Source organism: Pseudomonas germanica, from assembly GCF_019614655.1.
GTDB classification, from domain to species: Bacteria; Pseudomonadota; Gammaproteobacteria; order Pseudomonadales; family Pseudomonadaceae; genus Aquipseudomonas; species Aquipseudomonas neuropathica.
The window spans coordinates 2,368,472-2,382,969 of record NZ_CP071586.1 but is presented as its reverse complement, the minus strand read 5'-3'; the positions used below and the strand labels follow the sequence as shown (position 1 = coordinate 2,382,969).

Below are 14,498 nucleotides of genomic sequence, written 5' to 3'. Positions count from 1 at the left end.
TGAACAGGCCTCATCGCTGGCAAGCCAGCTCCCACAGGTAAAGGGGTTGACCATAGGTTTGTGTGCTGCCCCGGTTTCCCCCTTCACCTTCACTTGTCCCCACACCCCCACCCGTGTAGAAAGCCCTTCCACAAATTTGCACAGGGACTTTCGATGAAGGCTTTGCCATGGCTCTATCTGGCGCTTCTCAGCCTCGGTTACGGATGGGCGCTGAGTTACGGCCACCTCGGCTGGCTGGCGCTGATTTCCATCGGGCTGCTGGTGTTCGCCGGTTTTGCCGTTCGCCAACAACAGGTGCCGGTCGCACGTTTTCTCGGCCATGGTCTGTTTATCGTGCTGGCTTTGGCGCTGGCTCTACACTGGCTACCGGGCTTCGCCAACGGTCGCGCCATTGATCCGCAACGCTTCACCGACAACGCCGTGCCGTTCGCGATGTACCTGAACCTCGACAAACCGCTGGTTGGCTTCTGGTTGTTGCTGGTGTGCCCGTGGATTGTCGGGCGACGTTCGTTGCGCCTGAGCGTCTACGCCACCGCCCTCGCCCTGACGCTGAGCGCGGTTCTTGCCCTTGGCGGCGCGCTGTTGCTGGGCGTGATCGCCTGGGCACCGAAGTGGCCTGATCAAGCGTGGCTGTGGGTGCTGAACAATCTGCTGCTGGTGACCTTGGTCGAGGAAGCGCTGTTTCGCGGCTATATACAGGGCGGCCTCAGTCAGCGTTTCAAAAATCTTCCTTACGGAGAAAATCTCGCCCTGCTGCTGGCCTCGCTGCTGTTTGGTCTGGTGCATGCCGGCGCAGGCTGGACCTGGGTGTTGCTGGCGGGTCTGGCGGGTGTCGGCTATGGTCTGGCCTACCGTTTTGGCGGGCTCGGCGCGGCGATCGCCACGCATTTCGGCCTGAACCTGCTGCATTTCGGCCTGTTCACCTATCCGATGCTCGCCGGCTGAAGCAAGCGCCATTTTGCGACGCCGTGCTGATTATTGAAAAAAAATTTCAATAAAAAGCTGTCACCGCCGACAACCTTTCAAAGCCTTGCGGATTGAAAAACCATGCGTAACAACCAGCCCATTACACAACGCGAACGGACTTTCCCGGCTCAGCAGCGGTTGATTTCCACAACCGACGCCAAGGGCGTGATCACCTACTGCAACGACGCTTTCGTCGAGATCAGCGGGTTTTCGCGTGAAGAACTGATCCGTGCGCCGCACAACCTGGTCCGTCACCCCGACGTACCGGCGGCGGTGTTTTCGCACATGTGGGGCACATTGAAACAAGGCTTGCCATGGATGGGCATTGTCAAGAATCGCTGCAAATCCGGCGACCACTACTGGGTGAACGCCTACGTGACTCCGGTGTTCGATGGCAGTCAGGTGATCGGCTACGAGTCAGTGCGTGTCAAACCCACTGCCGAACAGATCCGCCGTGCCGAAGCGCTCTACCAACGCATCAACCAAGGCAAGTCGGCGATCCCTTCCACTGATAAATGGCTGCCGGTGTTGCAAGACTGGCTGCCGTTCATTCTGGTCAGCCAGTTGAGTTTCATGATCGGCGCGACCCTGAACTCGCAGTGGGGCTTCGCCCTCGCCGCCGGTCTGTCGGTGCCGCTGGGCCTGATGGGCCTGCAATGGCAGCAACGCGGGCTCAAACGCCTGCTGCGCCTGGCCGAGCAGACCACCTCCGACCCGCTGATCGCGCAGATGTACACCGACAGCCGTGGCGCCCAGGCGCGTCTGGAAATGTCGATCCTCAGCCAGGAAGCACGCCTGAAAACCTGCCTGACCCGTCTGCAGGACACCGCCGAACACTTGACCGATCAGGCCAAGCAATCCGACGTCCTGGCGCACAACAGCTCCACCGGCCTGGAACGCCAGCGTGTGGAAACCGAACAAGTCGCCACCGCCGTCAACCAGATGGCCGCGACCACCCAGGAAGTGGCGAGCCACGTCCAGCGCACAGCTGACGCCACTCAGGAAGCCAATCGCCTGACCGGTCGCGGTCGTGACATCGCCGGGGAAACCCGCGAAGCCATCCAGCGTCTGTCGGTAGTTGTCGGTGAAACCGGTTTGACCGTGACCCAACTGGCAAAGGACAGCGACGAAATCGGCGGCGTGGTGGATGTGATCAAAGGCATCGCTGACCAGACCAACCTGCTCGCCCTGAACGCTGCGATTGAAGCAGCGCGTGCCGGTGAGATGGGCCGTGGCTTTGCCGTGGTGGCTGACGAAGTGCGTCAACTGGCGCAACGCACCAGCGAATCGACCGGGCAGATTCATGCCCTGATCGCCAAGTTGCAGCAGACGGCTTCGAGTGCCGTGCAAACCATGGAAGCCGGGCATCGCCAGGCTGAAGAAGGTGTGGCGCGGGTGCTGGAAGCGGATCAGGCGTTGGTCGGGATCAGCGAAGCGGTGGCCAACATCACCGACATGACCACGCAGATTGCGGCCGCGACCGAAGAGCAAAGTGCGGTGGCTGAAGAGATCAGCCGCAACATCAGCAATATTTCGGAGCTGGCGGATCAGACGTCGGAACAGGCGCATAACTCGGCGTTGTTGAGTGAAGAGCTGACGAAGACGGCGAATACGCAGTATTCGTTGGTGGAGCGGTTTAACCGCTGATTGAACTGGCAGGATAAAAAACCGGACAGCGAGAGCTTCCGGTTTTTTATTATCTGAAATAAAGGCAAACCCCAAAAACAGAGTAGAAGCACATTCCACGAACAATGTCTAGCTGACAACTCTGACAGTAGACAGAACATTAATAACTGAATATCTATGAAGTACCGTTTGGTCAATCGACGGGATTCCCCTACGAGACAGAAGGATTTCATCGTGAGCTACAGCGATTTTTATAATGAAAATAACGCCTCTCAGATAGATAACTTCGAAGCAGAGGACGGCGATTTCAAGTGGGAGATCGATTCTTTATCAACCAAAGCCCAAAGAACATCGTTTTACAAATCAGGCACCTCAACTAACCTTTCATGGATATTTTATGGTTCCGTGGGTTCTGTCGACTCAGAGAATCTTTTTGGTTTTATGCTCACAGTGCCGTATATCAACGAGGACATCCTGGAAGGCACTTATACACTTGCAACGGGCTTGTACTGTGACCACAGACATTCAATAAAGAAGGGCGGACTGAAAGGCTGGCGAGTTATCCCAGCGGGTGATGCGACACTGAGCATTAAGCTGGATCCTGTAAAAGGGACTGTTGAAGGTGAATTCGAAGCGACATTTACAAAAACAAAACCCGACGAAACGCCCGAACAAATAAGACCCAAGGGTAATTTCAATTTAAAAAGAGATGACTTGAAAGCCAAACAGTATTTTGAGGCATTGTCGGATACTGTTTGATGCACCGCAAAGAAAAAGCGGGAAGTCGGGCTGTGATTTAGATGTTGTCTGTGATGCCGCTTTCGCGAGCAAGCTCGCTCCCACATTTGGACCGGGTGCATCAGTAAGAGGCCGGTTGGTCGTCAGGCCGTCATCGCGAGCAGGCTCACTCCTACATTGGATATGCGGTGGTCACAGATTATGTGCCCGACGACAATCCCCTGTAGGAGTGAGCCTGCTCGCGATGAGGCCATAACAGCCAGCGAAATTACTGAGGCAACTTCAGCTTATCCAGCAGTCGATTGACCAACAGCTCGTTGAGCATGATCACCTGTTGCAGCGCCAGCAACGGTTTGCGCTCCGGGCCGCCGATTGAGTTGGCGATGTTGCTGGCCATGGCGTGGGCGTATGAAAGCGACTCGCTCGCCTCGACCAGCAGGGTTTCGTCATCCAGCGTGGGGTCGACGAGATAGACCGGGCGAAATTTTGGCGAGCTTGGTGGAGCCCCCAGGGCTTCGGGGCGGAGGTAGTAGTCGAGGGCGCGGTCGGTTGCTTCTTTGATCTTTTGTGGGCTGAGCGCTGGGTCGTGGGGGATTGGATCAGTGGGTGGTGGGTTTGGTGTGATTTTGAACATAGATAAAGCTCCAATTTGAAAAAACGGGAGCCATCACCCTCGCTACCAAACGGCGGGTGGCGGCCATGCGCGGGTTGGTAGACCGGTCAAATTGGGTAACCCGGCGCTCACAGAGGAGCCCCACGCATGCCCACCATACAAAGCCATATCTCAAAAAGGAGACAGCATCGACAGTGTCGCAACAACGACAATTTAAGGCGGGCTACCAAACCCGATCACTGTTTTTCAGTGACAAGGAAACGATATAGCCCGGCCTGTAGTCGTGTAAGCCGGCGGATTCTGGCGTACGCGTAGGTAACGGCGCAAGGTGTTGTAGGCCTGATGGCGTAACGGTTCATGTACTTTAAACGCGCTCACAAAATCATGTTTACGCACAGGAAATGCTGGGCAGTGCGCGCTTCCAGTTTTTTATCGTGTCAGCAGAATCGCCCCTCACCCTAACCCTCTCCCAGAGGGAGAGGGGACTGACCGCATGGAATGGAAGAGATACGCCGACGTGCGATAACAAGTCGATCTTAGATTCTGAAACAGATCAAAAGCCCCTCACCCTAGCCCTCTCCCAGAGGGAGAGGGGACTGACCTGAGGGGCAAATCCACCACAAAACCAAAGCCGAACACCCGCGCTCCTCACCACTCAACAGGATGAGCGTTAGCTCGGCTGCAGCTCTTGATCTTGATCCACGAGCGACGTCGGAAGGCTGAGCGGAGGGATTGATCCGGGGGTGGGAGCGCAGCGACCGTTTGGCGCAGCCAAACACAGCGGGAGTAGGTGCAGCGAAGCAAACCGGAGACGCTGCGCCCGGATCGATCCCGGAGCGAAGGGACCCCGAGCCCCAGCGAGCGGGCCGGACGTAGGAGCAAGCGTTTTTGGTTACTTTTTAGGCGTTTGTAAAAAGTGACCCGCCGTAAGGGCGGAACCCTAAGTGGCCGTTACCGCAGCAACGGATATGTACCCAAAAAATATGTCGCAACTGAAATCGATCCCCCTCACTGTAGAGACCGGTACATCCTTTACAAATTAGACCGGGGACATCGTTTACACCTTTACAGGCTTGAAACGCGTTTGGCGCCTCTTTCAAGCCTGCCTAAACAGTGGCTGCAAAGGTACAGTTCCCAAGCGTCATCAGCCACTTCCTTCAACGCGATGTCCTCTCCAATTAGAGCCTCTCCTAGAAAAATCAGCTGTCCTTTCCATTTGATTTCCCCATTTGACCGAACCTTGCGTACTTCAACGTCGGAACTGTATTCAAGCGCAGGCAAGTAACCAGGATAAGCGCGTGTCGATGGGCTATAGACAGATGCCGGCGGTTTCATACCCAGCGCGGTGTGCGGTCGGTGGTGGTTGAAGTCTTGGATGAATTCCTGAAAAGCCAACTGCTGGCGCACCAGGTTTTCCGCCGGTGGCACTGCTGCCTTTAGCGTTCGATGCATCCGTTCATGTCGACCATTTTGGTCGGGACGGCCAGGCGTAATCGTTTCGACATGGATTCCAAGCCTGATGAACCAAACCGATAACTTCGAAAGTCGCGCCAGACCTGTCGATGCGAAAGGAGCGCCATTGTCAGTGCGGATCACATCCGGCAGCCCATATTCTCGAAAAGCCCACTCGAAGCCTTCCCGCGTCGGCGCTCCGTGCGTACTGGGCAAAGCGCGACAGACGAATAAAAAGCGGCTCATCTGACCGGTAATGGTCAGCGGATAGCACCAATTGCCGTCCTGCATTTTGAACTGCCCTTTGTAATCAGCACACCAAGTCTGGTTGGGCGCGTCGACCGGACGCAAATGCGTTGGAGCACGGGGACGCGGGGGATAGGGCCGTCGCGCCACCACCAAACCAGCTTTCTTCAACCACTCCCCGGCGGTACTCGCCGCCGGCCATTGGATATGCGGATCGGAATCGCGCAGGCGATCAATGATCTGCTTGGGTCCCCGATCGGGATGTTCGTTTTTCTTGGCCAGCAGCGTGGCAATGATTTCGTCGGACGTTTGATGAGGACAGCTCAACGGCTTGCGCGATTGCTCTTTCAAGCCATCTACGCCTAACGCTGCGTATCGTTCCAGCCACTTGTCGATGGTTGGACGGCTGACACCATAGCGCCGGCTTAATTGGCTCTTGGTGTAACTGCCGCCAAGCCAGTCGCTGACTAACTTCACTCGTTGATCCATTGGGGACTCTTGATTCCAGGGCATGGTCAGCACCTCCTGACCATGATTAATACCTGTAAACCATGTCCCCGGTCTCAAACGTAAAGGATGTACCCGGTCTTTACCCACCCCAGCCCTCTCCCCCATGGGGGCGAGGGGGAAAGGGAGCAGATCTTCATGCAGTTCAAAATCTCAGCCCAGCTCGGTCAGTGGCTGAGAAACTCGGCTATTTTCTGCGCAGCGCTGGCCAAATGCTGTTCATGGGTAAACCCGGAAACCTTTAATGGCTTGAGGTCATGATCGCCGGCAGCTAACCACGCCACCTCAATACTCGGTGACAAGGTGTAAGCCTCAACCGCCTCACGATTGCCCAATGCATCCCGCTCGCCCTGCACAATCAACGTCCGAGTCTGCAAACCAGCCAAATGCTCAACCCGAGGCTTCTCCGGTTTACCCACCGCATAAAACGGATAACCCAGACACACCAACGCATCAGCGCCCAATTCGTCAGCCAAAAGACTAGCCATCCGCCCGCCCATGGACTTGCCGCCGACCCCCAGCGGCCCAGCGACATGACGTCGCACTTCGGCAAACACTTCGCGCCAGCATTCCAGCAGTTTCGGCGCCGGGTTCGGCGGACGCTTGCCACCGTCGATACGCCGCTGCGCCATATAAGGAAACTCAAACCGCAACACATTCACCCCAAGCCCGGCAAGGCGCCCAGCCATATTGTTCATCCAATCGCTATCCATCGGCGCCCCCGCCCCATGCGCGAGGATCAACGTCACAAACGCCTTACCCTCAGCGGCATCCCAAAGCCATCCATGATCACGCACACACTGCGCCCATTGATCCCCGTCAATACTGGCCTTGTGCTGTTTGTCCATGCTTGCCTCGCTTTTAGTCTGCCTATAACTCCAGACGAAGGATTCGCCGCGTGTCTTGCGCGCGCTCACTTCGGCTGAACCGTGGATGGGGAACCATGAACACTTCTATCAGTACCGCCTACAACTACAAGGTGGTCCGCCAATTCGCCATTATGACGGTGGTGTGGGGCATCGTCGGCATGGGCCTCGGGGTTTTTCTCGCGGCTCAATTGGTCTGGCCCGAACTCAACTTCAATTTACCCTGGACCAGTTTCGGCCGTCTGCGCCCGCTGCACACCAACGCGGTGATCTTCGCGTTCGGCGGCTGTGCGCTGTTCGCCAGTTCGTTTTACTCGGTGCAACGCACCTGCCAAACCCAGTTGTTTGCACCAAAAATCGCCGCGTTCTGCTTCTGGGGCTGGCAGTTGGTGATCCTGCTGGCGGCGATCAGCCTGCCACTGGGTTACACCAGCTCCAAGGAATATGCCGAACTGGAATGGCCGATCGACATCCTGATCACCATCGTCTGGGTCGCCTACGCCATCGTGTTCTTCGGCACGATCATGCAGCGCAAGACCAAGCACATCTACGTGGGCAACTGGTTCTTCGGCGCGTTCATAATCACCGTGGCGATTCTGCACATCGTCAACAACCTTGAATTGCCGGTGAGTTTCACCAAGTCGTACTCGGTGTACGCCGGTGCAACCGACGCGATGGTGCAATGGTGGTACGGCCACAACGCCGTAGGCTTTTTCCTCACCGCCGGTTTCCTCGGGATGATGTACTACTTCGTGCCGAAACAGGCCGAGCGTCCGGTGTATTCGTATCGCCTGTCGATCGTGCACTTCTGGGCATTGATCACCCTGTACATCTGGGCCGGCCCGCACCACTTGCACTACACCGCGCTGCCAGACTGGGCACAGTCGCTGGGCATGGTGATGTCGCTGATTCTGCTGGCACCGAGCTGGGGCGGCATGATCAACGGCATGATGACCCTCTCAGGCGCCTGGCATAAATTGCGCAGCGACCCGATCCTGCGTTTCCTTGTGGTCTCGCTGGCGTTCTACGGCATGTCGACCTTCGAAGGTCCGATGATGGCGATCAAGACCGTCAACGCCCTCTCCCACTACACCGACTGGACCATCGGCCACGTACATGCCGGCGCCCTCGGCTGGGTGGCGATGATCTCGATCGGCGCGCTGTACCACATGATCCCGAAAATCTTCGGCAAGGCGCAGATGCACAGCGTCGGTTTGATCAACGCGCACTTCTGGCTCGCGACCATCGGCACCGTGCTCTACATCGCGTCGATGTGGGTCAACGGCATCGCCCAAGGCCTGATGTGGCGCGCGGTAAACGAGGACGGCACGCTGACCTACTCCTTCGTCGAAACCCTGGTGGCCAGCCACCCAGGCTTCGTCGTGCGGCTGATTGGTGGCGCGATCTTCCTCAGCGGCATGTTCCTGATGGCTTACAACACCTGGCGCACCGTGCGGGCCTCGCAGCCTGCTGACGTCGTTGCTGCCGCGCAGATGGCCTGAGGAGTCCGCCATGAAACACGAAACGATTGAAAAGAACGTCGGCCTGTTGATGTTGCTCATGGTCTTTGCCGTGAGCATCGGCGGCCTGACCCAGATCGTCCCGCTGTTCTTCCAGGACGTCACCAACAAACCGGTGGAAGGCATGAAGCCCTACACCGCGCTGCAACTGGAAGGCCGCGACATCTACATCCGCGAAGGCTGCGTCGGTTGCCACTCGCAGATGATCCGCCCGTTCCGCGCCGAAACCGAGCGCTACGGGCACTACTCGGTTGCGGGCGAAAGCGTGTGGGATCACCCGTTCCTGTGGGGTTCGAAACGTACCGGTCCGGACCTCGCCCGGGTCGGCGCGCGTTACTCGGATGACTGGCACCGCGCGCACTTGTACAACCCGCGCAACGTCGTACCGGAATCGAAAATGCCGGCCTATCCGTGGCTGGTCACGCAAGCGGTCGACAGCAGCCACACCGAAACCAAGCTCAAGACCATGCGCACCCTCGGCGTGCCGTACACCGACGACGACATCAGCGGTGCGGTGGCCAGCCTCAAGGGGAAGACCGAAATGGACGCCCTCGTCTCCTACCTGCAAGTGCTCGGCACTGCGATCAAGAGCAAGAGGTGAGCCATGGTCATTGAAATGAGCACAGGGCTGATCCGTGGTTTAGGCACCGTTGTCGTGTTTATAGCTTTCGTCGGTTTGACTTTGTGGGTATTCAACCGCAAGCGCACCCCGGAGTTTGCCGAAGCACGTCTGCTGCCGTTCGCCGACGAGCCGCAACCCGACACAACCCCAGTAAATGAGACAAGGAGTACTCGGCCATGACCACCTTCTGGAGTACGTGGATCTGCGTACTGACCATCGGCAGCCTGATCGGCCTGACGTGGCTGCTGATCGGCACGCGCCGGGGCGAGACCAAGGGCAGCGTAGACCAGACCATGGGCCATAGCTTCGACGGCATCGAGGAGTACGACAACCCGCTGCCGCAGTGGTGGTTCATGCTGTTCGCCGGCACGCTGGTGTTTTCCGTGGGCTATCTGATCCTCTATCCGGGCCTGGGCAACTGGAAAGGCATCCTGCCGGGTTACGAGGATGGCTGGACCGGCGTGCACGAGTGGGAAAAGGAAATGAACAAGGCCGACGCCAAATTCGGGCCGATCTTCGCCAAGTTCGCCGCCATGCCGCTGGAAGAAGTGGCGAAGGATCCGCAGGCGCTGAAGATGGGTGGCCGCCTGTTCGCCTCCAACTGCTCGGTGTGCCACGGCTCAGACGCCAAAGGCGCGTTCGGTTTCCCTAACCTCGCCGACAGCGACTGGCGCTGGGGTGGCGACGCCGACACCATCAAGACCACCATCATGGGTGGCCGGATGGCGGCAATGCCGGCCTGGGGCGAAGTGTTGGGCGAAGCCGGGGTGAAAAACGTCGCGGCGTACGTCCGTCACGAACTGGCCGGTCTGCCATTGCCAGCCGATAACAAGGCTGACCTGCAAGCCGGACAGCAGGCGTTCAGCACTACTTGCGTGGCCTGTCATGGGGCAACCGGCCAAGGTACTGAAGCCATGGGGGCGCCGAATCTGACGCACCCGGCCGGGTTTATCTATGGCACCAGCCTGACCCAACTCGAGCAGACCATTCGCCATGGTCGCCAGGGTCACATGCCAGCGCAGAACGAACTGTTGGGCAACGATAAAGTGCAATTACTTGCCGCTTATGTGTACAGCCTGTCACATAGATTGAATACAGAAAAACTGATTACTGAAGACAACAAGAAGTAATCATTGCGTACACCTCTGCCGCACCATTCTCGGTGCGGCAGCATCCAGCCCCTTTGCGACGCATTGTCGCACCCCTTCACACCCTCTCCTTTCGGTTCCTCTGATTCGGGTCTACGCTTGCTCGATGCGGACTGGCTTGTGCCGGTTCCAGGTCAATGCTGACTGCTGTGTTCCGCGAACCGGCTGACTGATGTGGCCGCAAACGCCGGTAGATACCGGCTGTCGTGCCATTTACCGTCCGTCACCCGAACTGAGCGTTTGAACACACCCCGTTACAAGCGACCTGAACCCCTCGCTTTTTTCGTCCGCTGCGACATTTTGTCCGAGGCCAATTTTGTCCTTACGCGGCGCATGGAAAGGCCGCAGAATCAGCGTTGGAAAGCATTGACCCAGGTCATGGCGCGTTGCAATGACCACCTGCTCTCTGCATACTTGCGGCCGATTTTAATCCTAATAAAACACCCAAACCGTGGAACCTTAGAATGAGCACAGCAATCAGTCCGACTGCTTATAACTATAAGGTAGTCCGCCAGTTCGCCATCATGACGGTGGTCTGGGGGATCCTTGGCATGGGGCTCGGTGTCTTCATCGCCTCGCAACTGGTCTGGCCGGAATTGAACTTCGGTCTGCCGTGGACGAGCTTTGGACGCCTGCGCCCGTTGCACACAAACCTGGTGATTTTTGCCTTCGGTGGCTGTGCACTGTTTGCCACTTCCTACTATGTCGTGCAGCGAACCTGCCAGACGCGACTGATTTCCGACAGCCTCGCGGCCTTCACCTTCTGGGGCTGGCAAGCGGTGATCGTCGGCGCGATCATTACCTTGCCGCTGGGTTACACCACCACCAAGGAATACGCGGAACTGGAATGGCCACTGGCTATTCTGCTGGCGATTGTCTGGGTCACCTACGGTCTGGTGTTCTTCGGCACCATCACCAAGCGCAAAACCAAGCACATTTATGTGGGTAACTGGTTCTACGGCGCGTTCATCGTCGTCACGGCGATGCTGCACATCGTCAACCACGCCTCCCTGCCGGTGAGCTTCTTCAAGTCCTACTCCGCCTACTCCGGCGCGACCGATGCGATGATCCAGTGGTGGTACGGCCACAACGCGGTGGGCTTCTTCCTGACCACCGGTTTCCTCGGGATGATGTACTACTTCGTGCCGAAACAGGCCGAGCGTCCGATCTACTCCTATCGCCTGTCGATCGTGCACTTCTGGGCGCTGATCACCCTGTACATCTGGGCCGGTCCGCACCACCTGCACTACACCGCACTGCCGGATTGGGCACAATCGCTGGGCATGGCGATGTCGATCATCCTTCTGGCGCCAAGCTGGGGCGGCATGATCAACGGCATGATGACCCTGTCGGGCGCCTGGCATAAGCTGCGCACCGACCCGATCCTGCGCTTCCTCGTGGTCTCGTTGGCGTTCTACGGCATGTCGACCTTCGAAGGGCCGATGATGGCGATCAAGACCGTCAACTCGCTCTCGCACTACACCGACTGGACCATTGGCCACGTACACGCTGGCGCTCTCGGCTGGGTAGCGATGATCTCGATCGGCGCGATCTACCACATGATCCCGCGCCTGTTCGGCCGTGCGCAGATGCACAGTGTTGGCCTGATCAACGCGCACTTCTGGCTCGCGACCATCGGCACCGTGCTCTACATCGCTTCGATGTGGGTCAACGGCATCACGCAGGGCCTGATGTGGCGTGCAATCAACGACGACGGCACCCTCACCTACTCGTTCGTTGAAGCGCTGCAAGCCAGCCACCCGGGCTACATCGTTCGCGCCTTGGGCGGTGCTTTCTTCGCCAGCGGCATGTTCCTGATGGCTTACAACGTCTGGCGCACCGTGCGCGCCTCGAACCCGGCTGAAGCCGAAGCCGCTGCCCAGATCGCTGTCGTTGGAGCTCACTGATGAAGCATGAAGCTGTCGAGAAGAATATTGGCCTGCTGGCCTTCTTCATGGTCATCGCCGTCAGCGTTGGCGGCCTGACCCAAATCGTTCCGCTGTTTTTCCAGGACGTCACCAATAAGCCGGTCGAAGGCATGAAGCCGCGTTCGGCGCTGGAACTGGAAGGCCGCGACGTTTACATCGCCAACGGCTGTGTCGGCTGCCACTCGCAGATGATCCGTCCGTTCCGTGCCGAAACCGAACGCTATGGGCACTACTCGGTCGCCGGTGAAAGCGTCTGGGATCACCCGTTCCTGTGGGGTTCCAAACGTACCGGGCCAGATCTGGCCCGTGTTGGCGGTCGTTACTCCGATGACTGGCAGCGTGCGCACTTGTACAACCCGCGCAACGTCGTGCCTGAGTCGAAAATGCCGGCTTACCCGTTCCTCGTAGAAAACAAGCTCGACGGCAAAGACACTGCCAAGAAAATGGAAGTGTTGCGCACGCTCGGCGTTCCTTACACCGACGAAGACATCGCCGGGGCCAAGGATGCCGTGAAGGGCAAAACCGAAATGGACGCGCTGGTGGCCTATCTGCAAGGCCTGGGCACCATCATCAAAAGCAAACGGTGATCTAGATGGATATCGGGATGATTCGTGGCCTGGGCACCGTTGTCGTGATGGTGGCCTTCATCGGTCTGGCGTTGTGGGTGTTCAGCCCCAAGCGCAAGTCGGAGTTTGAAGACGCGACCTTGTTGCCTTTTGCGGATGATCCCGAAGCCATCAAGCACGTCGAGCAAGCTTCTAGGAGTAACAAAGAATGACTACATTCTGGAGTCTGTACGTCACAGTCCTCAGTCTCGGTACGATCTTTTCCCTGACCTGGCTGCTGCTGTCGACCCGCAAGGGCCAGCGCAGCGAACAGACGGACGAGACGGTCGGGCACTCCTTCGACGGGATCGAGGAGTACGACAACCCACTGCCGAAATGGTGGTTCATGCTGTTTGTCGGCACCATCATTTTTGCCTTGGGTTACCTGGTGCTGTACCCGGGCCTGGGCAACTGGAAAGGCCTGCTGCCGGGCTACAACTACCTCGATAACGACAAGCAGACCGCGTTCGCCAATGGCCAGACCGGCTGGACCGGCGTGCACGAGTGGGAAAAGGAAATGGCCCGCTCGGACGCCAAGTTCGGTCCGATCTTCGCCAAGTTCGCTGCCATGCCAATCGAAGAAGTGGCCAAGGATCCGCAAGCACTGAAGATGGGTGGCCGTTTGTTCGCCTCCAACTGCTCGGTGTGCCACGGTTCCGACGCCAAGGGTGCCTACGGTTTCCCTAACCTGACCGACGCCGACTGGCGCTGGGGCGGCGAGCCGGAAACCATCAAGACCACCATCATGGGCGGTCGTCACGCGGTGATGCCGGCCTGGGCTGAAGTGATTGGTGAGCAAGGCGTTGCCGACGTGGCAGCGTTTGTCGTGACCAACCTGGATGGCCGCAAACTGCCGGAAGGCACCAAGGCTGACCCGGCTAACGGCGGTAAACTGTTTGCCGCCAATTGCGTGGCCTGCCACGGTCCGGCCGGCAAAGGCACCCCCGCCATGGGCGCGCCTGACCTGACCCACCCGGGTGCGTTCATCTACGGTTCGAGCTTCGCGCAACTGCAGCAGACCATCCGTTACGGCCGTCAGGGCCAGATGCCTGCGCAGGAACAACTGCAAGGCAACGACAAGGTGCACCTGCTGGCGGCATATGTTTACAGCCTGTCCCACGGTGAAAAAGCACCGGAAGCGAACGCCGAGTAAGGCCAGCGCTTGAAGTACAAAAGGCCCCGCCAATGTTGATTGGCGGGGCCTTTTTTCATGCTGGCATTCATGCCTTGAAACGTTTGCTCAATAGACCTGAGGAAAGCTGCCCTGTAGGTTTTTCTCACCCCGATGAGCAGCATCGGGTCAACCTTCAAGGATGAAGCCTACATGTCAAAAAATGACCAAAACACATTGCCAAAACGTTTGCAGCCCCGCCCTGTTCATCACGCAACGCCGCTAAAAACGCCTGCTGCGCCGGCACGCTCAACATCGCCAGACACCATGGACCCTCCAGGTAACGGTGGCGGTCTGGACGGTCTCGGCGGCGGCCGATTGCTCTGAAAAAGCAGCAGAACACAGCGAAAATTCGCCCGATATCCTGCGCCCCTGCCCGTTGGCAGGGGCGCTCTGGCTGGTGCCGTTATGACAGTGATAAACCGATCGTCCGCAACCCACCTTTCCGATTGCCGGAAAAACCTCAACGTAGTAACGTTTCTACACCAGA

The 14,498-nt window shown here is 58.0% G+C and carries 14 protein-coding genes; 11 read left to right on the top strand and 3 right to left on the bottom strand.

Features of this window, described 5'->3' with window-relative positions; translation table 11 throughout:
* Positions 1-153 precede the first annotated feature (153 nt).
* From J0G10_RS10560 to J0G10_RS10550, 3 genes are all read left to right on the top strand, one after another.
* Entirely contained in the window at positions 154-945 is a 792-nt protein-coding gene (locus tag J0G10_RS10560) for a CPBP family intramembrane glutamic endopeptidase (protein ID WP_095047706.1), read from the top strand.
* A 102-nt stretch (positions 946-1,047) separates the two neighbouring features.
* A complete protein-coding gene (locus tag J0G10_RS10555) occupies positions 1,048-2,613 on the top strand; it encodes a methyl-accepting chemotaxis protein (RefSeq protein ID WP_095047707.1) in 1,566 nt (521 codons plus the stop codon).
* A 213-nt stretch (positions 2,614-2,826) separates the two neighbouring features.
* Positions 2,827-3,351: a hypothetical protein gene (locus J0G10_RS10550; RefSeq protein ID WP_116255463.1), complete on the top strand. Its 525-nt coding sequence runs from the start codon at positions 2,827-2,829 to the stop codon at positions 3,349-3,351.
* Between the two features lie 247 nt (positions 3,352-3,598).
* On the opposite strand, the gene J0G10_RS10545 is transcribed toward J0G10_RS10550, so the two are convergent.
* The 3 genes from J0G10_RS10545 to J0G10_RS10535 form a co-directional block, all read right to left on the bottom strand.
* Positions 3,599-3,964 carry a DUF6124 family protein gene (locus J0G10_RS10545; protein ID WP_220558400.1) on the bottom strand — a complete coding sequence of 122 codons (366 nt, stop codon included), beginning with the start codon at positions 3,962-3,964 and terminating at the stop codon, positions 3,599-3,601.
* 1,044 nt (positions 3,965-5,008) lie between these two features.
* Complete coding sequence (locus J0G10_RS10540) at positions 5,009-6,154, bottom strand: integrase core domain-containing protein (RefSeq protein WP_220558399.1); 1,146 nt, start codon at positions 6,152-6,154, stop codon at positions 5,009-5,011.
* A gap of 161 nt (positions 6,155-6,315) precedes the next feature.
* Positions 6,316-6,996, bottom strand: a complete 681-nt coding sequence (locus tag J0G10_RS10535; protein WP_220558398.1) for an alpha/beta family hydrolase — start codon at positions 6,994-6,996, stop codon at positions 6,316-6,318.
* 95 nt (positions 6,997-7,091) lie between these two features.
* Between J0G10_RS10535 and ccoN (J0G10_RS10530) the strand changes: the two genes are divergently transcribed.
* From ccoN (J0G10_RS10530) to ccoP (J0G10_RS10495), 8 genes are all read left to right on the top strand, one after another.
* Entirely contained in the window at positions 7,092-8,516 is a 1,425-nt protein-coding gene (gene ccoN / locus J0G10_RS10530; protein ID WP_008082029.1) for a cytochrome-c oxidase, cbb3-type subunit I, read from the top strand.
* A 10-nt stretch (positions 8,517-8,526) separates the two neighbouring features.
* Complete coding sequence (gene ccoO, locus J0G10_RS10525; RefSeq protein WP_003223389.1) at positions 8,527-9,135, top strand: cytochrome-c oxidase, cbb3-type subunit II; 609 nt, start codon at positions 8,527-8,529, stop codon at positions 9,133-9,135.
* A 3-nt stretch (positions 9,136-9,138) separates the two neighbouring features.
* Positions 9,139-9,336 carry a cbb3-type cytochrome oxidase subunit 3 gene (locus tag J0G10_RS10520; RefSeq protein WP_095047711.1) on the top strand — a complete coding sequence of 66 codons (198 nt, stop codon included), beginning with the start codon at positions 9,139-9,141 and terminating at the stop codon, positions 9,334-9,336.
* Positions 9,333-10,286 (top strand): cytochrome-c oxidase, cbb3-type subunit III, encoded by a 954-nt coding sequence (gene ccoP, locus J0G10_RS10515; protein WP_220558397.1) that lies wholly within the window; start codon positions 9,333-9,335, stop codon positions 10,284-10,286. Before J0G10_RS10520 ends, ccoP (J0G10_RS10515) begins: the two co-directional genes overlap by 4 nt.
* 482 nt (positions 10,287-10,768) lie before the next feature.
* Complete coding sequence (gene ccoN, locus J0G10_RS10510) at positions 10,769-12,211, top strand: cytochrome-c oxidase, cbb3-type subunit I (RefSeq protein WP_093431876.1); 1,443 nt, start codon at positions 10,769-10,771, stop codon at positions 12,209-12,211.
* The gene (gene ccoO / locus J0G10_RS10505; protein WP_095047713.1) at positions 12,211-12,819 is read left to right on the top strand and encodes a cytochrome-c oxidase, cbb3-type subunit II; all 609 of its coding nucleotides are present in this window, start codon (positions 12,211-12,213) and stop codon (positions 12,817-12,819) included. The genes ccoN (J0G10_RS10510) and ccoO (J0G10_RS10505) overlap by 1 nt, the downstream gene beginning before the upstream one ends.
* Positions 12,820-12,824: 5 nt before the next feature.
* Positions 12,825-13,010 carry a CcoQ/FixQ family Cbb3-type cytochrome c oxidase assembly chaperone gene (locus J0G10_RS10500; protein ID WP_003175465.1) on the top strand — a complete coding sequence of 62 codons (186 nt, stop codon included), beginning with the start codon at positions 12,825-12,827 and terminating at the stop codon, positions 13,008-13,010.
* Positions 13,007-13,990: a cytochrome-c oxidase, cbb3-type subunit III gene (gene ccoP, locus J0G10_RS10495; RefSeq protein WP_093431872.1), complete on the top strand. Its 984-nt coding sequence runs from the start codon at positions 13,007-13,009 to the stop codon at positions 13,988-13,990. Before J0G10_RS10500 ends, ccoP (J0G10_RS10495) begins: the two co-directional genes overlap by 4 nt.
* Positions 13,991-14,498 lie beyond the last annotated feature (508 nt).